The sequence below is a fragment of the Prochlorococcus sp. MIT2304 genome, assembly GCF_059772405.1.
This window is the reverse complement of record NZ_CM186286.1, coordinates 406,091-428,283: the sequence shown is the minus strand read 5'-3', so window position 1 is coordinate 428,283 and position 22,193 is coordinate 406,091. Positions and strand designations below refer to the sequence as shown.

The 22,193-nt window shown below is 34.8% G+C and carries 44 protein-coding genes and 2 pseudogenes; 20 read left to right on the top strand and 26 right to left on the bottom strand.

What is annotated here, in order from left to right; translation table 11 throughout:
- Positions 1-7: 7 nt before the first annotated feature.
- Complete coding sequence (locus AC6EIY_RS02450; protein WP_498507397.1) at positions 8-304, bottom strand: hypothetical protein; 297 nt, start codon at positions 302-304, stop codon at positions 8-10.
- 70 nt (positions 305-374) lie between these two features.
- Positions 375-542: a hypothetical protein gene (locus AC6EIY_RS02445; RefSeq protein ID WP_498507396.1), complete on the bottom strand. Its 168-nt coding sequence runs from the start codon at positions 540-542 to the stop codon at positions 375-377.
- A 126-nt stretch (positions 543-668) separates the two neighbouring features.
- Here AC6EIY_RS02445 and AC6EIY_RS02440 point away from each other — a divergent pair, with 126 nt between their 5' ends.
- The gene (locus AC6EIY_RS02440) at positions 669-824 is read left to right on the top strand and encodes a hypothetical protein (RefSeq protein ID WP_269605837.1); all 156 of its coding nucleotides are present in this window, start codon (positions 669-671) and stop codon (positions 822-824) included.
- 21 nt (positions 825-845) lie between these two features.
- On the opposite strand, the gene AC6EIY_RS02435 is transcribed toward AC6EIY_RS02440, so the two are convergent.
- Positions 846-1,004 carry a hypothetical protein gene (locus tag AC6EIY_RS02435; RefSeq protein ID WP_498507395.1) on the bottom strand — a complete coding sequence of 53 codons (159 nt, stop codon included), beginning with the start codon at positions 1,002-1,004 and terminating at the stop codon, positions 846-848.
- Positions 1,005-1,181: 177 nt separating this feature from the next.
- On the opposite strand from AC6EIY_RS02435, the gene AC6EIY_RS02430 reads away from it, so the two are divergent.
- Complete coding sequence (locus AC6EIY_RS02430; RefSeq protein WP_498507394.1) at positions 1,182-1,448, top strand: hypothetical protein; 267 nt, start codon at positions 1,182-1,184, stop codon at positions 1,446-1,448.
- Between the two features lie 125 nt (positions 1,449-1,573).
- On the opposite strand, the gene AC6EIY_RS02425 is transcribed toward AC6EIY_RS02430, so the two are convergent.
- Positions 1,574-1,708, bottom strand: coding sequence for a hypothetical protein (locus AC6EIY_RS02425; RefSeq protein ID WP_498507393.1), 135 nt, complete (start codon positions 1,706-1,708; stop codon positions 1,574-1,576).
- A 193-nt stretch (positions 1,709-1,901) separates the two neighbouring features.
- Here AC6EIY_RS02425 and AC6EIY_RS02420 point away from each other — a divergent pair, with 193 nt between their 5' ends.
- Together AC6EIY_RS02420 and AC6EIY_RS02415 are read left to right on the top strand one after the other, a co-directional pair.
- Positions 1,902-2,063 (top strand): hypothetical protein, encoded by a 162-nt coding sequence (locus AC6EIY_RS02420; RefSeq protein WP_498507392.1) that lies wholly within the window; start codon positions 1,902-1,904, stop codon positions 2,061-2,063.
- A 61-nt stretch (positions 2,064-2,124) separates the two neighbouring features.
- Entirely contained in the window at positions 2,125-2,385 is a 261-nt protein-coding gene (locus AC6EIY_RS02415) for a hypothetical protein (protein WP_498507391.1), read from the top strand.
- A gap of 12 nt (positions 2,386-2,397) precedes the next feature.
- On the opposite strand, the gene AC6EIY_RS02410 is transcribed toward AC6EIY_RS02415, so the two are convergent.
- Both AC6EIY_RS02410 and AC6EIY_RS02405 read right to left on the bottom strand, forming a co-directional pair.
- Positions 2,398-2,595: a hypothetical protein gene (locus AC6EIY_RS02410; protein WP_498507390.1), complete on the bottom strand. Its 198-nt coding sequence runs from the start codon at positions 2,593-2,595 to the stop codon at positions 2,398-2,400.
- An 8-nt stretch (positions 2,596-2,603) separates the two neighbouring features.
- Positions 2,604-2,768, bottom strand: coding sequence for a hypothetical protein (locus AC6EIY_RS02405; protein ID WP_498507389.1), 165 nt, complete (start codon positions 2,766-2,768; stop codon positions 2,604-2,606).
- A 207-nt stretch (positions 2,769-2,975) separates the two neighbouring features.
- On the opposite strand from AC6EIY_RS02405, the gene AC6EIY_RS02400 reads away from it, so the two are divergent.
- Positions 2,976-3,386 carry an MAPEG family protein gene (locus tag AC6EIY_RS02400; RefSeq protein WP_498507387.1) on the top strand — a complete coding sequence of 137 codons (411 nt, stop codon included), beginning with the start codon at positions 2,976-2,978 and terminating at the stop codon, positions 3,384-3,386.
- On the opposite strand, the gene AC6EIY_RS02395 is transcribed toward AC6EIY_RS02400, so the two are convergent.
- The 9 genes from AC6EIY_RS02395 to AC6EIY_RS02355 form a co-directional block, all read right to left on the bottom strand.
- A complete protein-coding gene (locus AC6EIY_RS02395) occupies positions 3,363-3,644 on the bottom strand; it encodes a hypothetical protein (RefSeq protein WP_498507386.1) in 282 nt (93 codons plus the stop codon). The two genes, AC6EIY_RS02400 and AC6EIY_RS02395, sit on opposite strands and share 24 nt — an antisense overlap.
- 15 nt (positions 3,645-3,659) lie before the next feature.
- Positions 3,660-4,508 (bottom strand): LOG family protein, encoded by an 849-nt coding sequence (locus AC6EIY_RS02390; protein ID WP_498507384.1) that lies wholly within the window; start codon positions 4,506-4,508, stop codon positions 3,660-3,662.
- 93 nt (positions 4,509-4,601) lie between these two features.
- A complete protein-coding gene (locus tag AC6EIY_RS02385; RefSeq protein WP_498507383.1) occupies positions 4,602-4,943 on the bottom strand; it encodes a DUF1330 domain-containing protein in 342 nt (113 codons plus the stop codon).
- 87 nt (positions 4,944-5,030) lie between these two features.
- Positions 5,031-5,441 (bottom strand): DUP family protein, encoded by a 411-nt coding sequence (locus AC6EIY_RS02380; protein WP_498507382.1) that lies wholly within the window; start codon positions 5,439-5,441, stop codon positions 5,031-5,033.
- Between the two features lie 68 nt (positions 5,442-5,509).
- Positions 5,510-5,755, bottom strand: a complete 246-nt coding sequence (locus AC6EIY_RS02375; RefSeq protein WP_498507380.1) for a hypothetical protein — start codon at positions 5,753-5,755, stop codon at positions 5,510-5,512.
- A gap of 127 nt (positions 5,756-5,882) precedes the next feature.
- Complete coding sequence (locus AC6EIY_RS02370; RefSeq protein WP_011294994.1) at positions 5,883-6,017, bottom strand: hypothetical protein; 135 nt, start codon at positions 6,015-6,017, stop codon at positions 5,883-5,885.
- A gap of 33 nt (positions 6,018-6,050) precedes the next feature.
- Complete coding sequence (locus tag AC6EIY_RS02365; RefSeq protein ID WP_011294556.1) at positions 6,051-6,227, bottom strand: hypothetical protein; 177 nt, start codon at positions 6,225-6,227, stop codon at positions 6,051-6,053.
- Positions 6,228-6,422, bottom strand: coding sequence for a Signal peptidase I (locus tag AC6EIY_RS02360; protein WP_498507379.1), 195 nt, complete (start codon positions 6,420-6,422; stop codon positions 6,228-6,230). It lies immediately after the preceding gene.
- A 716-nt stretch (positions 6,423-7,138) separates the two neighbouring features.
- Entirely contained in the window at positions 7,139-7,369 is a 231-nt protein-coding gene (locus tag AC6EIY_RS02355; protein ID WP_011823827.1) for a TIGR02450 family Trp-rich protein, read from the bottom strand.
- A 468-nt stretch (positions 7,370-7,837) separates the two neighbouring features.
- Here AC6EIY_RS02355 and pstS point away from each other — a divergent pair, with 468 nt between their 5' ends.
- On the top strand, positions 7,838-8,809 hold the full coding sequence (gene pstS / locus AC6EIY_RS02350) for a phosphate ABC transporter substrate-binding protein PstS (protein WP_498508141.1): 972 nt from the start codon (positions 7,838-7,840) through the stop codon (positions 8,807-8,809).
- A 121-nt stretch (positions 8,810-8,930) separates the two neighbouring features.
- Positions 8,931-9,110 (top strand): hypothetical protein, encoded by a 180-nt coding sequence (locus tag AC6EIY_RS02345; protein WP_498507378.1) that lies wholly within the window; start codon positions 8,931-8,933, stop codon positions 9,108-9,110.
- A gap of 70 nt (positions 9,111-9,180) precedes the next feature.
- On the opposite strand, the pseudogene arsJ reads toward AC6EIY_RS02345, so the two are convergent.
- Both arsJ and AC6EIY_RS02335 read right to left on the bottom strand, forming a co-directional pair.
- Positions 9,181-10,441, bottom strand: a pseudogene (gene arsJ, locus AC6EIY_RS02340) (organoarsenical effux MFS transporter ArsJ).
- A gap of 65 nt (positions 10,442-10,506) precedes the next feature.
- Positions 10,507-11,477: pseudogene (locus AC6EIY_RS02335) on the bottom strand (ArsJ-associated glyceraldehyde-3-phosphate dehydrogenase).
- A gap of 139 nt (positions 11,478-11,616) precedes the next feature.
- Here AC6EIY_RS02335 and AC6EIY_RS02330 point away from each other — a divergent pair.
- Together AC6EIY_RS02330 and AC6EIY_RS02325 are read left to right on the top strand one after the other, a co-directional pair.
- Entirely contained in the window at positions 11,617-11,946 is a 330-nt protein-coding gene (locus AC6EIY_RS02330; protein ID WP_498507377.1) for an ArsR/SmtB family transcription factor, read from the top strand.
- Positions 11,947-12,096: 150 nt separating this feature from the next.
- A complete protein-coding gene (locus tag AC6EIY_RS02325; protein WP_498507375.1) occupies positions 12,097-12,255 on the top strand; it encodes a hypothetical protein in 159 nt (52 codons plus the stop codon).
- 224 nt (positions 12,256-12,479) lie between these two features.
- On the opposite strand, the gene AC6EIY_RS02320 is transcribed toward AC6EIY_RS02325, so the two are convergent.
- The 3 genes from AC6EIY_RS02320 to AC6EIY_RS02310 form a co-directional block, all read right to left on the bottom strand.
- On the bottom strand, positions 12,480-12,617 hold the full coding sequence (locus tag AC6EIY_RS02320; protein ID WP_498507374.1) for a hypothetical protein: 138 nt from the start codon (positions 12,615-12,617) through the stop codon (positions 12,480-12,482).
- Between the two features lie 106 nt (positions 12,618-12,723).
- Positions 12,724-12,900, bottom strand: a complete 177-nt coding sequence (locus AC6EIY_RS02315; RefSeq protein WP_498507373.1) for a hypothetical protein — start codon at positions 12,898-12,900, stop codon at positions 12,724-12,726.
- A 2-nt stretch (positions 12,901-12,902) separates the two neighbouring features.
- Positions 12,903-13,079, bottom strand: coding sequence for a hypothetical protein (locus tag AC6EIY_RS02310; protein WP_498507371.1), 177 nt, complete (start codon positions 13,077-13,079; stop codon positions 12,903-12,905).
- Between the two features lie 165 nt (positions 13,080-13,244).
- Between AC6EIY_RS02310 and AC6EIY_RS02305 the strand changes: the two genes are divergently transcribed.
- Together AC6EIY_RS02305 and AC6EIY_RS02300 are read left to right on the top strand one after the other, a co-directional pair.
- The gene (locus AC6EIY_RS02305; protein ID WP_011294533.1) at positions 13,245-13,352 is read left to right on the top strand and encodes a high light inducible protein; all 108 of its coding nucleotides are present in this window, start codon (positions 13,245-13,247) and stop codon (positions 13,350-13,352) included.
- Between the two features lie 150 nt (positions 13,353-13,502).
- Entirely contained in the window at positions 13,503-13,658 is a 156-nt protein-coding gene (locus tag AC6EIY_RS02300) for a high light inducible protein (protein WP_187146463.1), read from the top strand.
- Positions 13,659-14,051: 393 nt separating this feature from the next.
- Here the strand turns inward: AC6EIY_RS02300 and AC6EIY_RS02295 are convergent, their stop codons facing one another.
- Together AC6EIY_RS02295 and AC6EIY_RS02290 are read right to left on the bottom strand one after the other, a co-directional pair.
- The gene (locus AC6EIY_RS02295) at positions 14,052-14,312 is read right to left on the bottom strand and encodes a hypothetical protein (RefSeq protein WP_498507369.1); all 261 of its coding nucleotides are present in this window, start codon (positions 14,310-14,312) and stop codon (positions 14,052-14,054) included.
- 285 nt (positions 14,313-14,597) lie between these two features.
- The gene (locus tag AC6EIY_RS02290) at positions 14,598-14,810 is read right to left on the bottom strand and encodes a hypothetical protein (RefSeq protein ID WP_498507367.1); all 213 of its coding nucleotides are present in this window, start codon (positions 14,808-14,810) and stop codon (positions 14,598-14,600) included.
- Between the two features lie 519 nt (positions 14,811-15,329).
- Between AC6EIY_RS02290 and AC6EIY_RS02285 the strand changes: the two genes are divergently transcribed.
- Together AC6EIY_RS02285 and AC6EIY_RS02280 are read left to right on the top strand one after the other, a co-directional pair.
- Positions 15,330-15,506, top strand: a complete 177-nt coding sequence (locus AC6EIY_RS02285; protein ID WP_269605792.1) for a hypothetical protein — start codon at positions 15,330-15,332, stop codon at positions 15,504-15,506.
- Between the two features lie 118 nt (positions 15,507-15,624).
- On the top strand, positions 15,625-16,128 hold the full coding sequence (locus AC6EIY_RS02280; protein WP_498507366.1) for an alternative oxidase: 504 nt from the start codon (positions 15,625-15,627) through the stop codon (positions 16,126-16,128).
- Positions 16,129-16,180: 52 nt separating this feature from the next.
- On the opposite strand, the gene AC6EIY_RS02275 is transcribed toward AC6EIY_RS02280, so the two are convergent.
- Positions 16,181-16,450 carry a hypothetical protein gene (locus tag AC6EIY_RS02275; protein ID WP_498507364.1) on the bottom strand — a complete coding sequence of 90 codons (270 nt, stop codon included), beginning with the start codon at positions 16,448-16,450 and terminating at the stop codon, positions 16,181-16,183.
- An 880-nt stretch (positions 16,451-17,330) separates the two neighbouring features.
- Here AC6EIY_RS02275 and AC6EIY_RS02270 point away from each other — a divergent pair.
- Together AC6EIY_RS02270 and AC6EIY_RS02265 are read left to right on the top strand one after the other, a co-directional pair.
- Positions 17,331-17,471: a hypothetical protein gene (locus AC6EIY_RS02270; RefSeq protein WP_498507363.1), complete on the top strand. Its 141-nt coding sequence runs from the start codon at positions 17,331-17,333 to the stop codon at positions 17,469-17,471.
- Between the two features lie 265 nt (positions 17,472-17,736).
- Positions 17,737-17,907: a hypothetical protein gene (locus AC6EIY_RS02265; protein WP_498507362.1), complete on the top strand. Its 171-nt coding sequence runs from the start codon at positions 17,737-17,739 to the stop codon at positions 17,905-17,907.
- Positions 17,908-17,942: 35 nt separating this feature from the next.
- On the opposite strand, the gene AC6EIY_RS02260 is transcribed toward AC6EIY_RS02265, so the two are convergent.
- Complete coding sequence (locus AC6EIY_RS02260; protein ID WP_498507361.1) at positions 17,943-18,074, bottom strand: hypothetical protein; 132 nt, start codon at positions 18,072-18,074, stop codon at positions 17,943-17,945.
- A 227-nt stretch (positions 18,075-18,301) separates the two neighbouring features.
- Positions 18,302-18,592, bottom strand: a complete 291-nt coding sequence (locus AC6EIY_RS02255; protein ID WP_498507360.1) for an MTH1187 family thiamine-binding protein — start codon at positions 18,590-18,592, stop codon at positions 18,302-18,304.
- Between the two features lie 324 nt (positions 18,593-18,916).
- Between AC6EIY_RS02255 and AC6EIY_RS02250 the strand changes: the two genes are divergently transcribed.
- Positions 18,917-19,057 (top strand): hypothetical protein, encoded by a 141-nt coding sequence (locus AC6EIY_RS02250; protein ID WP_498507358.1) that lies wholly within the window; start codon positions 18,917-18,919, stop codon positions 19,055-19,057.
- 738 nt (positions 19,058-19,795) lie between these two features.
- Here AC6EIY_RS02250 and AC6EIY_RS02245 read toward each other — a convergent pair.
- Positions 19,796-20,482, bottom strand: a complete 687-nt coding sequence (locus tag AC6EIY_RS02245; RefSeq protein WP_498507356.1) for an NAD-dependent DNA ligase — start codon at positions 20,480-20,482, stop codon at positions 19,796-19,798.
- 61 nt (positions 20,483-20,543) lie between these two features.
- Between AC6EIY_RS02245 and AC6EIY_RS02240 the strand changes: the two genes are divergently transcribed.
- From AC6EIY_RS02240 to AC6EIY_RS02225, 4 genes are all read left to right on the top strand, one after another.
- Complete coding sequence (locus AC6EIY_RS02240) at positions 20,544-20,852, top strand: hypothetical protein (RefSeq protein WP_498507355.1); 309 nt, start codon at positions 20,544-20,546, stop codon at positions 20,850-20,852.
- A complete protein-coding gene (locus AC6EIY_RS02235) occupies positions 20,840-21,472 on the top strand; it encodes a DUF938 domain-containing protein (protein WP_498507353.1) in 633 nt (210 codons plus the stop codon). Before AC6EIY_RS02240 ends, AC6EIY_RS02235 begins: the two co-directional genes overlap by 13 nt.
- A 76-nt stretch (positions 21,473-21,548) precedes the next feature.
- Positions 21,549-21,821: a small RNA NsiR4-regulated ssr1528 family protein gene (locus tag AC6EIY_RS02230; protein WP_498507352.1), complete on the top strand. Its 273-nt coding sequence runs from the start codon at positions 21,549-21,551 to the stop codon at positions 21,819-21,821.
- Between the two features lie 250 nt (positions 21,822-22,071).
- Entirely contained in the window at positions 22,072-22,179 is a 108-nt protein-coding gene (locus AC6EIY_RS02225) for a high light inducible protein (protein WP_011125327.1), read from the top strand.
- Positions 22,180-22,193: the final 14 nt, after the last annotated feature.

Below are 22,193 nucleotides of genomic sequence, written 5' to 3'. Positions count from 1 at the left end.
TCTTTCTTTAATCAGTAACTATTAAACCTGCATTACATAGAGCGTTGAATACCTTTTTTTTGCGCTCCATTCTTTTTTCTGTTGGCTGAAGCATATCAAGTATGGACGCAATACAACTTATTTCATACGAACCCTGGGAAATGAGTGCTGCATCGCATATTTCATTATTAGCAGTTACGGGTTCGATACCAGTGAATTTCAATTTCTGAATTGATGCTTTTAAAACTTGCTCGAGATATTCTAGTTGTTCGTTATTCAGTGTCTTTCTGTCTACATAATCCATTAGAACTAATGAGGGCGTCACTACTAAATCTACAAAAAACCAATTTAACTACTTTTTAGAAATATTTTGATCTCTTTGGATTTTATATCTTTTAGTTGTCTTGTTTATTCATATCGGCTTTATATGCATTGAGAGCCTCTTTAATTCTTCCTGGTGCAAAAGGATTTTTACCTTTTGCTTCTTTCTTTGCTTCTTGCCATGCATTGTCGATTTCTTTCTTTGCTATCGGATCGTTATTGAAATTTGTGTATAGCTTCATCAGATACCAAGTGCTTAAAACTAATAGTCCAAGACCTAATAAATACATAAGACTGTCTCGATAATTACGACAATCTAACCAATAGAATGGAAATTGCGCCTATAAATAAAAAATTACGTATTCGCTATGCCACTTATCGTAGATCCTTCTAAAGATACGAGTAATGGAGTTGGGAAGATTTTTAGAACAATCAATATCACACTGGCCATCGCACTACCTTTGTCAGCAATTTTGGTGACTATCTTTTGGGGCTTAAAACATGGCTTTAGTAGTTTCATTTGATTTCAATGGAGACATCATTTTTTATCCAAATAATGTTTTAATGAGTTGAACAAATAATTTGCAACTCCAAAATAAGATTCCACCATAAATAAATCCTGCCAGGCCAGAAGCCCAGTCATTGAAGAATTTCCATGAAAGTATTATTACTAGGATTCCAAGTAAGAGTGAATATGTAGCCATTATTTTGTTATCTCTTTCAAGAGACGCTTTGTGAAAAATTTGAGAGGTCGGTATGCCTAACTTTTCTGTAGTAGCAACCGAAGTGAGTTGTATTTACCGAATAAATTTCTACGGTATGCCTCATCCCTAACTGAATTACTTTAGGACAGAGTAGATGTGTACTCCGAAAGAAAAGTTATGTACACTTCACTCTTCGATACTTTTTTCTCTGATTCTTTAATTGCACCTACCAGAACTGTTTATGTGGTTTCTGATAGTCAGCTTGAAGAGCTTAAGCGTAATCAACGTCAAGAGGAACTCGACGAAATTGAGGACACCAGAAAAAGACTAGAAGAGAGCTATAAAGCTCGTATTAAAGTTCTTGATGAACGTCAAAATGAGATAAAAAAGGAACTTAAGGCTTTGTCTCCCACAAAGGTTAAGGCTTCCCTTGATAAGAAGTAACTTTTAGTTGGTCTGAAGAATGTGTTTCTTAGCACCTCCATTATTTAAGTGGAGGTGCTTTTTTTATTAGATTTTCAAATGGTTTTTCTCAATGCATTGCTTTTGTATCTAAATCTATAAAAGTGTTAATTGTCTAGATTCTCTTTTTGGCTTTCTTCAAGTGCCTTGTTACCTTCTTTGAGGGTGGTTGTGACCCACCAAACTGAAATTCCTATAATAACGATGCCTAATGTCATTACTGAAATTATTGTTGAAGTCACTTGTTATAACCCTTAATTGCTTGGGTGGATTTCGCTTTTTTAATCAACTCATCATATGTCAAAAATTGAGTTTCCCAGATAAAAAATTTTTTAATTGATGAGTCTAAAATAATTTAAGAGAAAGATGAGGATAAATTCACTTGCGATAGCCCTTCTTGATGGTTTATACCGAGATTAATTGAAGAGGAAAACTATGAAACTTCAAACTTCATTTAGCCTCCCCAGAGAGAATATGGGTGACATAGGTAGAAAGCATGAGGCAGCCAAAAGAGGAATGACAGCAATAGCTTCATACTGGGAGAGAGAGTGTGCTTTAAATCCTTCTTCTCCTGCATGTCTTATTTTTGACGATTAGTAGTTGAAAAAAATAAGGAAATATACTTTCCTTGAGCAATTAGTTAATCTTTTACTTCTCAATGAAAAGTGTTATAAAAACTTGGTTTGGATTATTACTTTCCCTGTTTTTAGTAATTAGTATTTGCTTCCAGTCAGTTGAAGCACAGCCGGTGTTAAAGACATCGGATGTTGATGTTGAAAATGATCAAGGCTCAATGGATACAAAAAGTATTGATGATCTTTTAGGACCAGATACAAATTTTCCATTTGATCCAGCAAATCACAGAGATGGGTCAAATCCGATTAAAAGGATTGGTAAAATAAGCGACGATAATTTGTAAGTATGTATCTTTTTATTTTCTAAGCAAAATTTCTAAGCGTTTTTTTTGTTCTTCAAGAGATTCGGTCTTTTCATTCCTTTTTGCTTCCATTCTATTTTTTATAGACTCATCAGCTTGTCTTGCAATACTTGCTTTCCTAAGGAAGAAAAGGATTGAAATCACAGCAAATATAAGGGCAAGTGAACCCAATGGAACTACTGTTGCGCTCATTTCTTCCATTAGTAATTACAGGCGTTATGTAAACGATTAGCTTTCTGTTGATCCTCACATTTTTTTAGTTTCGTTTCTAACTCTTCCATCTCCTTTTGAGCCTGATTGATTAATTCCAATGACCATTGCCAGTTTCGTTCGTTGCAATGTTGCTTTGCAGAATCCCAGTCCATGGTTGGATTGCTTTAGTAATTCGTGATTTAGTCGAGCAGAACTCTTTTGACTTTCAGAGGATAACAAGTTTATGAGCTAAATATTGTGTTTTTATCTTCTCTTTGAAAATTTTATTTGTATTAACTTTTGGCATATCAATTTAAACCAACCTTTGATCCTCATTTTGACTCTGCCTCACTTAAGCTCGAAATATCATTTTTTATTCCATGGAAACAGCTTTTGCTTGGAGCCTTTGCCTGTCTGCCGTTGTTGTTTTGCTGTCAATTGGGCCACTAACTTATGGCCGAGTCAAAGCTGGATATTCGGCCGAGAACATGAGTGCTCCAAGAGCTTTATTTGATGAGCTCCCCGATTTTGGCAAAAGAGCTGTTTGGTGTCATCAAAATTGCTGGGAGAGCATAACTTTTCACGCTCCTGCTTGTTTGTTATGTCTGATTGCTGGTGTAGTCTCTCCTGTTGCCGTAATAGCTGCGTGGGTTCACCCAATTGTTAGGTTTATCTATATCGGTGCTTATGTTGGCGATATTCCTCCTGCTAGAGGACTTTGTTGGGCATCGGGCCTTCTATGTTCAACTCTTTTGTATAAAGAGGGGTTAACTGCTTTGCTTTCTTGTTAATTGATCAACGATTAAACTTCTTGGCTTGCCAGTATTTACTGGATTTAATCGATCAAGTACAACTGCTACTGCTGTAAACCAAGAACTTCCCTCTGGAATATTGGTTTGATTACAAATATGTTTTGGAGCTAGTTCAAGGGAGATACTCGTATCGATTTCATTGATTACCTGTTGATAATGTTTTTCTAAAAGGTCCAGATCCTCTTTATCGAGAATGTTGCCTGAACAATACCAATCTAGAGATGTTTTCCAATCCATTATCAGATAATACGTCTATTGTTTGATAATGTCCCATGCTTCTGAAGCACTATCGGCGTATTGAAAGAGATTCATGTGTTCATCAGAGATAAGTCCGTGATCGGAAAGGAATTGAAAGTTGATCACTTTCGACCAATAATCTCGACCAAATAGAACAATTGGAATTTGTGTTTTCATTCCTGTTTGACGAAGAGTTAGTAATTCGAAGAGTTCATCAAATGTTCCAAATCCTCCAGGGAAAAAGACAGCTGCAACTGATCGCATCACAAAATGAAATTTTCGTAAGGCGAAATAATTAAATTTGAAGCAAAGTCCAGGAGTGATATAAGCATTGGGATGTTGTTCGTTTGGGAGACTTATATTTAAACCTATGGATTTACAGTCGACATCAAAAGCGCCTCTATTCGCAGCCTCCATAATCCCTGGGCCGCCACCAGTGACAATTACATGTGAATTGCATTGTTCTTTTTGGTTTTGTCTGGAGACAATCTTTGCGAATTCTCTGGCCGAATCGTAGTAATGAGATATCGATTGTAAATTCTTTAGACGTGTTATTTCTCTCTGTAAATGCGATGAGCTCGGATTTTTGGTGAGAGAGTTCTTCGCTATTTCAAGTCTGTTATCTATAGAGCTTTTACCGGTTAGGCTCGCTCCTCCAAAGACGATAATTGTTGATAAAATATTCTGTTCTTCTAGGATTTTGTCTGGTTTATTAATTTCTAGAAGCATTCTCACTCCTCTCATTTCATCACTATTAAGTAACTCTCTATCTTCATGGGCTAATTGATAATTGTTCGAACTAATAATTAATTCAAGGTTTTTCCTGACTAGTTCTAGATTGTCACTTCTATTTTGAGTACTCACCTAAATATGCCTCCTTGAGTTTTAATGCGGTAAGGAATTAGATCAATTCATCCATCCATGTGAAATGAATGATGAAGTGGCTGATGCCATTATCTACATTCCCATTGCTCTTCTAAGTTTTGTCGCCTCATCCATTCCCTCCATGATTGTGAAAGTAGAATTAACTGTCGCGGCTGTACGTAACTTTGATAGCTCTTGATACTCACTGGATTCATAAGCTTCTACTGCTACTCGCATAGATGGGAATTCGCAAATGACGGCTAGGTTTGAATCTTCAGTTTTTTCTTTTCCTATTGGGTCTGTATCTTTCGCAAATACCTCCCCACCATTTTCTTTGAGCCATGGCCCAACTTTTTCGACATATTCATTAAATAATTCTTGATTAATAACCTTTGCAGTTGAAATCCAGTAACCTTTGGCTCCTTTCTTATCCATTACCTTTTAATCAATTATGAATTTAGGATAGATCAGATTTAGCTCAAAAAATAACTTTCAAATCAATGGCCTATAAGTCTCAATAATTTATTTCCATAGACTTCTTTTTTTTATAAGATCTTCGATATTTGGCCATGCTGCAATTAGTTCCTTGAGGGCTTGTCTATTTGGAGTGTATAACACACATGAGAAAGCACTGATGACATAAAAGATAAACCACAATTTATTGATTGAGTAAACAGAGACAAAGGAGAAGATAAAACTACCAATGAATACAAAAAAGAGTGATCGATTTATCACTTCAAGTGGAGATCTTCTTAATCGTCTAACCAATCTTTTTGTAGATTTTGTCTTTGAGAATCTTTGTGCTTCTATTTCTTCTTCTCTGATTAGTTTTTCATTTTCTTGATCCAAGATTTCATTTGATCTGACAATATCCTCTATCTCTTGACTGGATAAGTTATCAAGAGGCTCTGAATCTTTTTTTGTTGCTGCCATTGGTTCAACAAACTTAAAAGTTAGAAGGTTATCTGCATCTACCTTACTAAAGCGAATGTTGCGTTTTATTAATTGCCTAGGCCAGGTGGAAAAGGAAAAACTTGTTCATCCCCAAAAATATCTTCCATACTCAACTCTTCACTTTGAGAATCCATTCCTACAGCATCTTCTTCGGATTCCATTCCCATTTCATATGAGTCACCTTCACCATAATCCTCTGGTGGAACCCAGCCTTGTATTACAGCCTCAGCACTATTCAATCCAGAGAAAACAATGAATAGGAATAAAACTAATTTGATTAGAAAATTTTTCATATACACATGCTCGCATTACTTAGGCTAATGCTTGATAAGAAGCTTTATTAGCTTTAGGACTTGTAAAAATACCTTTACAATTGTCTTCTTTAGATTGAGGCTTTTTATTTATTATTGGCAACTTATTTTAATCAGCATTTTGTCTGACAGGTCTCATCATCCCTCCTCCATCATCATCATCATCCCCAAAACCAAAAAATAGCCAGGTAATAGCAAATACAGCTAATGCTCCTGATAGCGTCAATGCTTGTAACTCGTTCAAAGCTTTTCGGCTAATTTTTAACGACCATAGCCTTTATTTCGTTTTTTTGTTGATGAGGAGGGCTTTCTTTCTGGTTATATTGTCGAAACTTAATTTGATTACTAATGGAAGAATTAGCCAAAAGAGTGGAAGAACTTGAGCGTCGAGTCCAGCATTTAGAAGCAGTGCTGCAATACCAAGCAAGAAAAAACAAATAATCTCTGTTGCCATCTAACCAATACCTGGAATGTCAAAAGGGAGTTTGTCCTCAATTACTACTAAGTATTTTTGGACTGCTGGAATACGAAGAAGAGCCAATGGAACAACAATATTCAGAACAATCCATGCACCTCCAACTAATGGAGCCCATTTACCAGCTTTTTTAATAAGGCTGATTCCCTTCTCTTTCTCTGGAGACTGATTCATGTTATGGATTTATTGATTAGATCTTAGCTAGTCCCCAAACTTTATATTTTTGACCAGGTTAAGTGGAAATGCAATGGGCATTAAGGCTGATTGCGTTGAGGTGCGAATAGAGCAATGATACGTTTGTTGAGCTCAGAGGCACCATTGATGGTCGACACTCCACCTGAGTATTTAAGAGAAGCGAACTGAATTCTGGTTCCTGCTCCAACATTCTCAATGAATAAGTAGGCTATTCGTCTGATGCGACAAGGATCAATGATATAGGTGCGTCAATTCAGTCGAAACTCCTCTGCATCGTTTAGGTGCCCTAACGGATTATATAAGCCTTTCTACTAGACACTTGGCCCCAGGCCACCAATATCCAGAAGCTTCTAAAGAATCGGTAAAGAAAAAGGGCCCCCTGAGGCCCTTTTAAAATGTCTAATCAGAAGAGGTTATTCTTTCTACGGTTTCCCTACCTAAGACGTACGGTCTTACAAAACAATTGTAGAAAAGGAACTCTTAAAGTTTAATTGCGTCAGACAATCAATTACCAAGAGCGATAATTGATTGGCTTCTGGGGGGGAGCACTGACGTTTTTTATTCAAAGAAACAACCTTCTAAAGCTCAGTATAAAAAGAAGGTTGTCCTGAGAAGTTCAAAAAATATAAGAACAAATCAATATCAGCCGTGTAGGGATAATTACTTAAAAATCAATTTTTTATTTTCTCTAAAGATTAGTTGCCATCGCAGTCTTCATCTTTTGGCAACTGAAGCCATCCACTCGTCCACTTTGAGTATGTTTTTAATTCCGACCAAGGAACTCTTATAAGAATTTCGTTGTTGTTAACTGGAAATAGTTCTACCCACCGTTCATCTTTTTTGCCTCCATAGCTTTTAACTTCAAAATGTCGATAACCTTCTCTTTTTACGGCTGAGGTCCAAGCTGCATTCGGTGGCCATCTCATTTAGTTTCCTCTTTTCTTCAATCCTTCACTCTTTATTTATTTTAGTCTAAATTTATACGCTTAAACCTTATTTATGTTTTATATTTTTGTAAACATGGCATTTTTAATCTATAAAGATTCCTTTAACAGATAAATCTTTTCTCTCACTAGGATCTGGATATGTGTTTTTGTATTGCCTAGTAGATATAGATGTGCCGATTATTAAGACTAGAATTGTTAGAAGATATTTTGCTTTGTTTTTCAACTTTTTATTAAATGCTTGATTGTTCTATTGGTTGGGTTTCAACCAATAGAACAATCCTATTACGGCTTGCGAGTCTAACGCTTCACTCAATCAAAATATATAGTTATTTTGAGTCGTTTTTTCCGGAAACCTCATATCAAGCTATATTGATTTATCAATAAAGCTGATCAATATCAGCGCTTACGCGTCCTATGCTTCCATTGGTTTTACGTCACAGAACTTTGATGAGCCTTGCTAAGAAGGGTATTGTACTTTCCTCTTTAATTATTCTTGGCTCAGGAGGAAGCGCCCTTGCGGGTGCTCGACTCAGCGGAGCTGGAGCCTCTTTCCCTGCAAAAGTCTACACTCGGTGGTTCTCTGACTTAGCTAAAGAGAGTGGACCTCGTGTTAACTATCAGGCTGTTGGTTCAGGTTCTGGCCGTAAAGCTTTCATTGATGAAACCGTTAATTTTGGTGCGTCTGATGATCCGATGAAAGTTACAGATATTGCAAAAGTGACGCGTGGTTTAGTCCAAATCCCTATGGTTGGAGGCACTATTGCATTTGGCTATAACTACGATTGCGATCTTAAACTTACTCAAGAGCAAGCTGTTCGTGTTGCTATGGGTAAAATTACAAACTGGAAAGAGGTTGGTTGCCCTGAAGGAAAACTTACTTGGGCGCATCGTTCTGATGGATCGGGTACTACGATGGCTTTTACAAGTTCGATGCAAGCTTTTTCAAAGACATGGACTCTAGGTACAGGTAAATCTGTCGCCTGGCCTGCTGGTGTTGGTGGTAAAGGTAATGCTGGTGTTGCTGGCGTTATTCGTAACACTCCTGGTGCAATTGGTTATGTAAACCAGTCATATATTAGAGGTGAAATCAAAGCAGCCGCTCTCCAAAATTTATCAGGAGAGTTCTTACAGCCAACTTCTGAGGCTGGTGCGATTGCTCTTAATGGAATACAACTAGATAAAAATCTAGCCGGTAATAACCCTAACCCTAAGGCCAAGGGTGCATACCCAATCGCAACCCTTACATGGATTCTTGCTTACGAAACTGGTAATGGTAGAAACCGTGATGCCATTAAAGATACACTTAACTACCTATTAAGTGATAAAGCCCAGGCTAAGGCTCCTTCTCTTGGTTTTGTTCCTCTAAAAGGTGATATACTTTCCAAGTCTCGCGCTGCTGTAGAGCGTATTGGTAAGTAAATTAATTACCTTATAAATTAAAAAGGAGGCAATAGCCTCCTTTTTAATTTCTTTTTTGGGTAGCCAGTCACTTCCTAACTTAAGCTACATAAAAGATCTTTAATATGAAAAAAAAGAATCAATGAATAATTGGAAGGAAATAGTTGGATCACCCATTTGGTGGGTTCCAGTTTCACTACTATTTTTATTTATTTCGATTGAAGGATTACATCTAGCCGAGCATGGTGAAAACTGTAAAACGAAAGCAGCTTGGATGAATGAAGTTGGACTTGAATACGACCGAGAATCAGAGGTTCAGTAGTATTTTTCTCTCATGATCAGTAGTATTTTTCTCTCATGATATTTAATTTATTTTTAATTGATATGGGATCTTAGGCTTTTTCAATAGCAATAGCACTTGAAACTGGTGGTAGTCGTAAACTAGTCAATAATGAGATAAATACAAATAGGCTTGAACACCATAAACATAGTTGCATCCCTATAGATGCATTAGCTCCAAGCATGAATAAAACTCCTGATAGGAGAGTACCAATCAGTCTTCCTGCCGCATTTGCCATGTAATAGAAGCCTACGTTTAGACTTACGTTTTCCTTATCCGTATAAGCAAGAACCATATATGAATGTATTGATGAGAGCATTACAAAATTAAATGCCAATAATATCAATCCAGCTGTAATTGCTATTTCTGGATTGCTTTGTCGGCATATTGCTATGGCTATTAGCGCAGGTATCGCAGTTAAGACAGCACTCCAAAATTGAAAAGAAGAAACTCCTGGACTTGTTATATTTCCCCATAAATTTCTTAAAGAAGGTTCAAAAGCTTTGATAAAGCCATAACCAATAACCCATAAGCCTAGGAACGCTCCAATCTCAGTAAAATTCCAATTTATATACGTTTCAAGGAAAACAGGAAGTGCTACGACAAACCATACATCTCTTGCTCCAAAGAGAAAAAAACGTGCAAAAGATAGGATGTTTATCGCTTGAGATTTAGAGAATAAGTCTTTAAAGATCGGTTTGCTTTTCATCTTTCCAATATCTCAAGGCAAAATTAATGTCATTAAAAATGACAGACCTTAACCGATAGCCATTAATTAAACTGCCTTGTTAAAACCAAAACTGGTCAGCAAAAGTCCACCAAGAAAGAAACCAACTCTTTGAGTGCATTTTTGAGCCAGTTAAGATAGCTACGCTTTTAAATAGTTGATTATTTCCACCATCGTCTTCTTGGGAGTCTGGAACGACAGTTTTGATTGCACTTTTAGCACTCATCTTATTTAGATCTTTTGCTATACCACTAATAGCTTGAGCTACCATGACATAAAAGACACTCAAATGTTTCGACCAACAACTTTAAAAGGGCAACAACATCAATAAGGCACCAATTTGTAAAAGAGTCCCGACGCAATGTGTTAGACGTAATCAAGACCTTGCTCCTATCCATCCTCCGTAGAGATTAGTAATAACGCCAAAGAACTCATAAAAAAGGAATATGAATACAAATTCTAATGTTGTATATCCAAGACTATAAAAGTGAAAAATTACTAGCATCCTTATAGCACCATCTGTCAGTGCGAATGCGCAATTGTTAGTCGTAGCGATTCCATATTGCTGTAATGACGATAATTTCATGCTTTTTATTTTGATTCTTTTTCTAGCTTTATTACATGTGATAGGAGATCTGCCATTCGACAGCTTTACCCCCATTCATTGTCATACCAAATATAGACTTTCAGTTGAGTTTTATTGACCACCATGGTTGAGGTAGCATCAATGATTGAACTCCTTGAGTCATTAACATAATCAATCGAGACAATTGGTTTTTCTTCGTAACCGAGTATCTCTTTTAGCTCTTCTTCTGAAGCTTTTTTGAACACATAATTGACTTCTTCTTGGGTGACCTCTTTCTCTAATTCAAATACAGTATCAGTTAAAGATCCATTTAGGAGAGGAACTCGAACTGCATGGCCATTTAATTTCCCATGTAATTCTGGGAACATCATCCCTATCGCTTTTGCCGAAGCTGTTGTTATTGGTATTAAGCTTTGTGATCCGCACCTTGCTCTTCTTAAATCAGATTTAAATGAATCAACGATTACCTCCGTATTTGTTAGGTCATGAGGTGTAGTGATGCTTCCATGCTTGATACCAAAAGCTTGATTAAAAATTTTCACAACGGGAGCCAAGCAATTAGTTTTGCAGGATGCAGCTGTTACTAGGCGATGTTTATTGGGCTTAGATAAATCATGATTAATACCGTAGACGATATTTTGAGCATCCTCTCCCTGGATTTCTCCTTTTACTGGACATGCAACGACAACTCTTTTCATCCCAAGAGTATCACAATAAGGATTTAATGTTTGAGGGGTTTTGAATTTCCCTGAGCATTCGAAAATTAGCTCTATTCATGTTTCATTCCATGGCACTTTTGTGAAATCATTTTCTTTTGAAAAAGATATTGGGTGATCTTCAATAATCAGGTTGTTTTGGTCGTTGCTTATTGCTTTGTTCCAACGACCATGTACTGAATCAAATTCAAGTAAATGTGCAGCTCCCTTTGCGTCACCCAATGGATCGTTGATAAGTGTAATCTTGATATTTTCTCTACCCAGAGCGATCTAGTAACAAGTCGTCCTACTCGACCGAAACCATTGATGCAGATTCGCATAACCTGTAATGGAGTTAATTGAGTGAATCAATAAAGAATAAGATTCCTAATATCAATTTATTTTGATTCACAGAGGTTTTGTCAATGCAAGTCTTTTCTGGAGTTTGTTTTATCATGTGATTATATTTTTCCTTCTGTGATGGCCAATGCGATAAAGAGCGAAGTAGTTCTTGAAAATGCAATGGCCAGGAAATTGCTAAAAGCTTTATCTGATCCGTTGCGATTGCAAATCATTGAGTCTCTTTCAGGAAGAGAGCGATGTGTTTGTGATTTGATTAATGAAATTGGATTGGCGCAATCGAAAATATCTTTTCATTTAAAAGTTTTAAAAGACTCAGGCTTGATTACCGATAGGCAAACTGGTAGATGGGTTTATTACCAATTGAATATTGACTCATTAAATTCTTTGCAAAATTGGATTGAACTGTTTAAAGAAAACTCGCAAAAACCATCAAAAACTTGTAAGTAAAACAAGCAATTAAAATCTAGCTTTCAATTGATTTATCTCTATTCAGAATTCTTCTAATAATTTTTAGGTAATTATTTCTAATAGGTATCAAAGAATACTCTTTTATGCTTGGATAGTTATAGTATTTCTATTGCATCAAGATTTTTTGATATGAGCAAGAAAATCTCTAAGAAAGCCAGCTCTATTCGTACAATTTCTTTAGCAGTTGGTTCTCTAAGCCTTCTCGTTATTGCTGTTTCTCAAGTTACGGGTAATGATGCATGTACTACCAATGCTTATTCGATTGAAAATCAAATAAGACTTTCATGATTTAATTTTCAATTTGAATATTTATTGTGCTAGATCTTTTTAGGTGATTTTTTCAAGAGATATTTTTATTACTAGTTTGATCATTGTGGGATCCTCTTCGATTGTTGGATATTTTTACCAACTTCAAATTGCTGTTGGATATGCATTGTTTAACGTGTTTGTACTTCTTATTTGGTCAAAACTCGCATCTCGCTAACCTTTATTCATCTCGACAATTAAATAAATTATTCTTGGTCTTGTGAAAAATCTGCTAGTTCCATTATCTTTTTAAATTCTTCCATCTCTTTATCCGAAACTCCTGTTTTCTTCTGAAGTTCTTCTAATAAAACATTTATTTTTCTCTTGATATTTTCTTCGCTCAAAATTTTTAATTAAATATATAAATAATTATATATTCAATTTACCCTTAAATCGCTTAGAGACGACAAATTTTAGTTGTCTATAATACGTATTATTTTGGTAGTCAATTCAAGCCTGTGCTCCATCAGCAACACGCATCGTCATTCCGCCATCCATGTCATCATCATCGTTGTTGTCCAATATTGCCTTTCCAACCTCATAGAGAAGATAAGTCCCTACGATGATTAGAACGACAAGGAAATTAAAATCTCCTGAGTTTGACGCGTATGTCTGAATTTCACCCATAATTATCCTCTGTTAAATAACCCTCTTCTCTTTTGTTGTGGCTTTGCTGCTCTAGTCGCACGAGATTGCTGCATTTCTGCTTTGGTAATTGGCTTACGATTTTGGAAAGTGTCCCACCCAAGTAAAGCCACAGTTCCAATGGCTCCAATGAAAAGAACAACACCCGGTATTAAATCCATCTAGTTGAATTAATTACAACAAAGTTAGTGGAATTGTTATTTAGACCGTGGATTAAAAATATTGCCTCAGCTAATACCCCTGATAACTTTTGCTATGTACGGGTGCCCCCTTTACAATCCTTTACTTTTCCTTTACATTCTTCGTCATTATTTAAGTTTAATCTCGTGACTCCAGAAGCAGAGAAATTTAATGGTTGGATGGCAATGATCGGCTTTATTGCTGCTTTCGGTGCTTATGCAACAACAGGTCAAATTATTCCAGGCATTTTTTAGGTTACATAGATGACTTCTAGTAAACCAGTTTCTGATCAATCCATAGATCCCGCTGATAACCAATCAGATGCTCAATCTGTTGATCCAACAGGAATCCCAGCTTACAGTTCTGCCTCTAACCAGATCATTACTGAATACGGTAAGCAAAACATGTTTGCCACTCAGGTACAAACTCAATTAGTTGAAAACTATTCCAACTATCCTGAGGAAGCAGAAAAGACCAATGGCCGTTGGGCAATGATTGGAATGATTGCTTTACTTGGCGCCTATATCACAACTGGGCAAATTATTCCTGGCATATTTTAATCTGCTCTAAATCTAATCAAGTTTCATATGAATCTAGAGATTTTTCTCTAGATTTTTTGTTCCGTCCAAGCATTACAGACATTTTTCCAGTTTTTTGCAAAATAAAAAATTAATAAGCAAAATATGCCCAAACCTATGATGTTAGGAATAATTCCTCCAATAATTTCAGCTTGTCAAAACAAAGTCATTCTTAGGAAATACGATCACTGATCATCCTTATCAATGGCGCGATTGAACCAAATGCAAGCACTGCAAATATAACAAAAATAATTATTTTAGATTCCCATTTTTCCATAAAATGATTCAGCTAATGATCAATAATATCTGAGGATTTTCTCTGGCTTTCAAAAAAATGTGTTATGTGTTTTAAATCAATTCATGAAGAATTACGGATCAGTCTTTACCGGAATTCTTACCAAAGCCTGGAATAAAAGGAAATGCTTGATCATCTCCAAGGTCTGGAGCAGCACTAGTATTCGAGTTAACCAATGAATCACTTGATTCTTCGATCACAATGCCCATAGATTTGTCTTCGTTCATATTAGAACCCATTTCCACGGCTTCCACTGTGGAAACTCCCGATAAAAAAGTTGATGAAACTAGAAAAATAGACAAGGCTAAAAAAGTGGCAGCCCTAAATATTTTTTTGATCATGATAAATGGTTTATTAATAATCTAACGTTGATATTCATCAGACCGTGTTAGGTCTGAATACTCAATTAATGAATTCAATTAGATAATAGGGGTAGTAGCAATTGTTGAAACTTCTGAGAAGATTGCAACTGCCATGAATATGTACGGAACTAATTTCATTGTTTTAAAGAATGTGTTTTAAGCATATATGCTCATCATCTAATCTGTGGTAGTGATTGTACGGTTATCGCTCCAACTATCATAAGTAAATTTGTTTCTGTCTATAAAAATATCTGATAACCAATATCAATTGCTATCACTATTTTGTTGGATCGCTTTTTTTGCAAGATTCTCTAATTGATCAGGCGAAACTGCTGTCGCTTTGTTTTTTCCTTCTTTCAATCCTCTTACTAAAGAAGTAATTATTGCGAGTCCTAAAAATGTACCTAACCCCAACCAAAAAATTCTCTCCACCAATAGTGCTACGGGATTACCAATTGCATTAGTTACTTGTTCCATTTTTTTGATTTGAGATAAAAATAAGGATCAGAGCAGTTTTTCACTATTTTTGCCTAAATCCATCATAGAAATTATCCCCAGAAATTCATTCCATAAAAAAACCCTCAAATTTGAGGGAGAAGTTACTGAGAGATCCCCACCACCCAGCAATTTAAAAAATAATACTCCTTGTGTACATATTACGCAACCTAATGATTCCAGATATGGGCCTTATTTTCTATTCTTTTAAACTTTCTAACACCAGATATGGTAGGGGTTGCAATTTGAGTGAAAAACAGTTAAAAATAAGTTCCCCATCACCCAGGCCCGTAGGACACCATACCTAGGGTCTTTTTTATTGAAATTTGTTTATTGCTAGAAATTTGTCTGAATTGTATATTGTTTAACTGTGGAAAAACTTTAACAACTCAAAGTATTTTTTTTACAAAGGTATTGTTTAGAAAAACATTCACTTCGTGCTAACCGTAACACTAAATTTTTTTAGATCAGTTAGGTTTATCCAAACAATTTTCCAAATAAATGTCTGAGCTTCAGCTAGTTGATTCATTTCCCATCTGGAAAGCTGTTTTATGGTGCTTTTATCCTATGGCTGCTCTAGTTCTTGTAGAACTAATCTCTAGAGCGCTTCCAGATGATGATGATGATTTTGGTGGAGGAAAGATGATTCCTGCTTACCAGCCTGTTCGCGCAAGATAGTTGTCGATATATTTTTATTTACTATTCAGCTACAGTCGAAATCGATAATTAAGTAAATAAGCTTTTTTTCATATTTATATATTGAGTATTTATACTCAATATTGTTAATCCTAGGCTCATGAAAGCTTTTAACACATTTGTTTTGGGTTTTAGTATAAATATTCTTGATCGGATTTACGAAGGTAGATCGATTCAACGATTCTGGGTCCTTGAGGTAATCGCTAGAGCCCCTTATTTCGCATTCTTGTCTATTTTGCATTTACAAGAGTCGCTTGGTTTAAAAACTCACTTAAGTAACAAACTTATGAAGGCTCATTTTTACCAAGCAATCAATGAGACGGAGCACTTAGAGGAGATGGAATCACGAAGTGGCAATAGATATTGGGTTGATCGATTTCTTGCTAGGCATTTAGTACTCTTCTATTACTGGGTAATGGTTTTTTATTACTTAATATCTCCATCTAATGCATACGATATCAATATAAAAATTGAAGAACATGCTTATGAAACTTACGCAAAGTACTTAAAGGTTCATCCAAATGATCAAAGAATAAGAGAAATTGCTCAGGATGAGATCAATCATGCGAACGAATTGAAAGAAGCAATTTCGTTGCTAAGTTAAAATGCTAATTTTTCCCTAGTTTTCATAATTATAATTTTCTTTGTTGGTTTTTTTATCTGAAGCAAGCATCTCCTACTACTCTGAGCTTCTCGATACGTGTAAGGTCCTCCCTTTTTAGCAATGTTTTAGGGGAAACAGCCAAGCCTAATTTGATTCTGTTAGGCAATGATTCAACTAATGATTCTATATCTGTTAATTCATCGTTAGAGGACGCAATAATATCTTTTGTGCATTCCCACCCTTTTGTCGTAATGAAATGAGGCCATATAATCCAAATCCCGCTAAATGCTCCGAGAATTAAAAAAAACAGATTTCTAATCATTATTCAGATTTAATTGAGACTAATTTTTGATTTATTGATTAGATCTTAGCTAGTCCCCAAACTTTATATTTTTGACCAGGTTAAGTGGAAATGCAATGGGCATTAAGGCTGATTGCGTTGAGGTGCGAATAGAGCAATGATACGTTTGTTGAGCTCAGAGGCACCATTGATGGTCGACACTCCACCTGAGTATTTAAGAGAAGCGAACTGAATTCTGGTTCCTGCTCCAACATTCTCAATGAATAAGTAGGCTATTCGTCTGATGCGACAAGGATCAATGATATAGGTGCGTCAATTCAGTCGAAACTCCTCTGCATCGTTTAGGTGCCCTAACGGATTATATAAGCCTTTCTACTAGACACTTGGCCCCAGGCCACCAATATCCAGAAGCTTCTAAAGAATCGGTAAAGAAAAAGGGCCCCCTGAGGCCCTTTTAAAATGTCTAATCAGAAGAGGTTATTCTTTCTACGGTTTCCCTACCTAAGACGTACGGTCTTACAAAACAATTGTAGAAAAGGAACTCTTAAAGTTTAATTGCGTCAGACAATCAATTACCAAGAGCGATAATTGATTGGCTTCTGGGGGGGAGCACTGACGTTTTTTATTCAAAGAAACAACCTTCTAAAGCTCAGTATAAAAAGAAGGTTGTCCTGAGAAGTTCAAAAAATATAAGAACAAATCAATATCAGCCGTGTAGGGATAATTACTTAACGTCTAATTCTTTTAATTTGATTTTTAGTTTACAAATTAAAAACAGTGATTTTTATTTTTAAAATTTATTTTTTTAAGCTTCATTCCGAATAGCAATTATCCCTTTCGGTATTTACGGTCTCAAAGCACAATTTGAAGTAGTTAAGTTATCAACTGATTTAATTTTTCTATGTCTAAAGAAACTTACCAAGAAATCAAAAGAATCAGTGGAGAAGAATTAAAAGAACTCTTATCTGACTTGGATAATGTTTTTGACTTAGGTACAGGTAATTTGATGGGAAATAGTAATTTGACTTCCACAGATTGTTAGATTTTATTAATTGCCATTATATTTGTTGAATTTTTTGAAATTTGATTTTTTTCCTCTACATTTAAAAAAATCACGTTTCTAATGAATCATTTTTTAGCAACCTATGTAGATTTTATTCAAAGTTTTGGATTTATATTTCTTTTTAGCATTGTTTGTTTTGTCTCAAGAAAGCTATTTTTAGACCACAAAAAAGATAATTACATAGAGGATGTGAAAATTAAAGTTGATGAGTGAAATATTTGCTAGAACATGAAAAAACAGAAAAATGCCAAAAGCTTTTGAGGAGTTTAAATTCTCTGATGATCAAAAAATAGGTGCAGTGTCAGTATTTTGGGAGAACGTTCATCTTGCAGCCAAGGCCTTAAAGGATGACACTGATTGTCCGAATGAGATTATTGCTAGTGGGTTAAGAGCGGTTGCGGCTGAATGGGATTGATTATGTAGCCAACTATAAATTGAGCGTTTTTACTTTTAATCTTGTTTTGGCTTGTTATTTGATTCTGGATTCATTTTGTCTTCTTCTTTCTTGAATTGCTTCATGGCTTTACTGCCTATTGCATCTTCGATTAATTCAAAAAACCATGTTTTAATAGGATTTGACATTCTTAGCGAATTAGATAGTTTGTGAATAACCAGATAGCAACGATAAACATAGCGGCTCTTCCGTGAATAACTTCTGATCTACTTAGACGAGCGAAGATAGTCATTAATTATCGTACTGGTATCTTTTTTATATCAGTACTTCGCTTAATAAGCATGGGTAATTGTTGGGATCTTTCTTTTGTTTACTGTTTTTAACTTTTGATCAATGCTTTTAAGTTCTTTTGCTCTCAGCCAGTTACACTTTTTACTTTTTCTTTAAATAATTGCTTCTTATCTGTTCGTGTATTTACTTTTAATGTTGTGTAAACACGTGGAGCACCTTTGCTATGAACCGCCGCATGGCAATTTTTTACGCATTCAAATACCTCATCCCACTCCCCCTCAATTGCAGTTCCATTTGGACCAAGTTCATACTCTAGATTATGTTCTTCAATAATCAATAAACATGCCTTTATATAGGGAGACAATGAGACACCTACTCCTACTGGTACCAAGCACAGATCTATGCTTACCCACATATGAACTTAATAATGAAATGAATTAAATAATACTAGCTTTAAATAATCTAATTTATTTCTTCTTAACCAATAGCTTTGGATAATTAAATTCAGACTTGGTCGGTTATTACTCATGTATTTTTACTGTTAGCCTTCCCGTCACACCTATATTTTCATTACCTTATAAGAAAAAGGCTGTCTAATGGAAAAAAATCAGATCCAAGTTCTCCCGTTTTTTATAATATCTTTTTCAATTTTGATCAGCGGTTTTACAGTCATCTTTACCTGAGCGGATTTATTAACTCTCCTGTCAAATTATGAGTTTAAATTAAACAATATTCCTCTATGAACTCTACCTCGATTGTAGTTATAACTGTGATTACTACTTTATCTATCTATTTGATTTTTTTAGTTCTTGGGGTGGGAGGCATAGCTAATAACCGAGCCGCTCAAGGTCTTGATCAGAATCAAAAAAATGATGAATAACAGATTTAGAAAATACCTTAACTTTTATTCTTACATTCTATAAGCAATATTCTCAAACATTTCCTTTCTGACAAGTACTTTTAGAGTTTTATTTTATTGAGGTTATTCAATTATATATGTTTGATGTCTTCAACTTATTTTGTAGATATTTTTAATGATATTTCTAATATTTCTGAGCGTAATAGTATATGGATTACCTTTAATTGTTGTCCTTCCTTATTTTTCTATTCCTTTATCGTCAATAATAGATATTAATCCATCACTATTAATTGTTAGTTAGCTCGTTTCCGAATCTGTTTTAATCAGAGAACCTCTATTTATATCATATTTACCTATACATTTAAGAAAAAGCTCTTCTGAAATAGTTTGTAGAAAAGGTAGTAATGTACTCCTTTTAGAAAATTAAAATTAACCTAAACTTATTAATTGGGTAGGAAGTAATTTTATTATTGAAGTTTGTGAGTAACATAGCAATATTTTACTCATATATTGCATGTATTTTCTTGATCCGAAACGATATTAATCTAAAATTTTATTTTGTTGTTTGTTTCGTGACTCACAAATTATTTACGGTTAAATAGACAAGAAATAAACTTAATCTTTCTTCACTTTTAAAATCATTGTTAACGGTATACAACTGTAAACAATATTCCTATGGTTTGTATCACCAATGCCTTTGGGGAGAGGATCTTTACTCCTCCATTGACTTGTGAAGAGCTATGGTTTGAAAAAAAATCATTAATTTATGGCGTATGCCCAATGAGTTGATATATTATTTTCTCCAAGATACTTTTGTAATCTTCTTGAATTGATTTTCAATACTATCCCGTTTGTTGGATAGCGTTTAAATAATTTACCCTCTTTCCAACATTGAAGATAGATTTCTATATCTGAAGTAAAGTTTGTAAAATGAGTTTGTGGAATTTCAAAATTCATTTTTTTTAGTTCTTGAAGGGACTGAAAATGATTGATGTTGCAATGGAATATTTGAAAAGCACAGAATTTAAGTCTTTTTGACTGCGATTTGAATTTATGAGTTCTTAAAAATTCATTTTTTTTATATTTGTTTAATTTATATTTATCGTCGAATAAGACTCCTCGAATCTCTATTCTACTTTTAATCGGTATGTTACTTGGAATATTTTTTACTGATCTTACTCTTTCAGTTATGTCTTGATTATTTACATTTATTGCTTTGTTTACTTTTCCATTTAAATATTGTATGCCAATATCTAATCCAATAATTTTTGGTTCTAAAATTATTCTTGTATTTGGAAGAAGTGACTCTAACCATTCATTAACATTGCCTTGTCCTAATGATAAGAGGGCTTTTTTCCCAGATTTGTAATTTATGATAGAATTTTCAGGAGATATTCTCTCAAGATTCTTTATAAGATGATCTGATCCTTTAGTCTCCTCTCTCATCCTTCAGTCCCACATTTAATCATTTTGGTTTGCTTTTTATAATGCTAGCTAGACATATTTAATGAAAATAAATATGTGTTTTGTAAGTTCAGAAATGAGTCGATATTATTGCCCTTTCTGCTCTTCTGGTTATCAATTTAAGAAAACCAGGAGTGATGGTGTTTTGATCTGTGGTCTTTGCGGAGATCCATTAGTTAGAAAACCTTATCTAATTTCAAGACGAATTTTTGGATTAGTTTCTGCTTCCGTATTTTTTACTCCCTTATTAATAAGTATTATTTATGTACTTAAAAATTCTACTAAGGAAATACAACCAAGGACTTCTGAATCATTAGTCCTATCAACTATTGATAAATCATGTCACATATAAATTTAGACAATCGGCTTAATTTTTCTGCGACGAAAAGGAATCGTGATTCCATTGCTAGAGTTTTGAGTGATTATATTTCTCCTAACAGCTTGTTTTTAGAGATTGCTAGTGGAAGTGGAGAACATGGAGTGTTTTTCCAAAAAACATTCCCATCAATTATCTGGCAAACTAGCGATCCTGAATTAGTGCATAGGAAAAGTATTAAGTCATGGATTAAGCATGAAGGCCTTTTTTTTAAAATGCCCGAACCGCTAGATATTAACGTTGAGAAACGACCATGGCCAATAACCAAACAAATAAGATCTTTAATTAAAGGAATTGTCTGTATAAACATGATTCATATTTCTTCATGGAGTTGTACAAAAGCATTGTTTAAAGAATCAAAAAATAATCTAAATCAAAATCATTTTTTGATGATCTATGGACCTTTTATAAGAAAAGATGTTCAAACTTCAGATAGTAATTTAAATTTTGATCAATCCTTAAAAATTCAGAATCCACTCTGGGGAATTCGCCATTTAGACGAAGTCAATAAACTTGCCTTCATGAGTGGATTTGTTCAAGACAGGGTTATTGAGATGCCAGCTAATAATCTCTCAGTTATTTATCGCTTAAATTAACAATTTTATTCTTTTAGTATATTTTGCCAGCTTTCGGTTGTTGCGAGAGGAAAATAGATTTAATTGCTTTTTTGAAGTGGATTTTTCAGGCCCAGATGCTATTGATAAGGCTATTCAAGCTGGATTAGATCTTGATGGAACTCCTATTCCTTCAGAAATGCTAAACCTCTACACAGAGGTTATGGAAAAAGAAAATGCACGCAAGAGAAGTGGGGTAAAAAAATCAATGAGAAATCGTATAGTAAAAACTGGAGCCAAACATTTTGACCAAGAGACCCTTAATGCTCGTTTAATTAAAGCTGGTTGGGAAGGATTAAAAACAAAAGAAATTGATTTTTTTTATAGTTAAAGTCAAACAATTATCTAACAAGTTCGAAAATATATAGACAATAAATACTCTTTTTTAGCTTTTTATCTCATTATTGAAGACAGTTTTTTATAAATGTTTTTTCATCAAATGTGCCAAAATTGATTTCATTGCAACCAATCTTGTATCTGTTGCATCTAAATACTGCATTGAGGTGGCAAGCCGTACATTTTTTGCTTTACATAGATTAATAATTGGTTTACATTTGTTTACATAATTTTTTTTAGACCTCATGACTCCAGAAGCAGAAAAGTTCAATGGTTGGGCAGCAATGCTTGGCTTCGTAGCGGCATTCGGCGCATACGCAACAACAGGTCAAATCATTCCTGGGATTTTCTAAGCCAACAACTACTA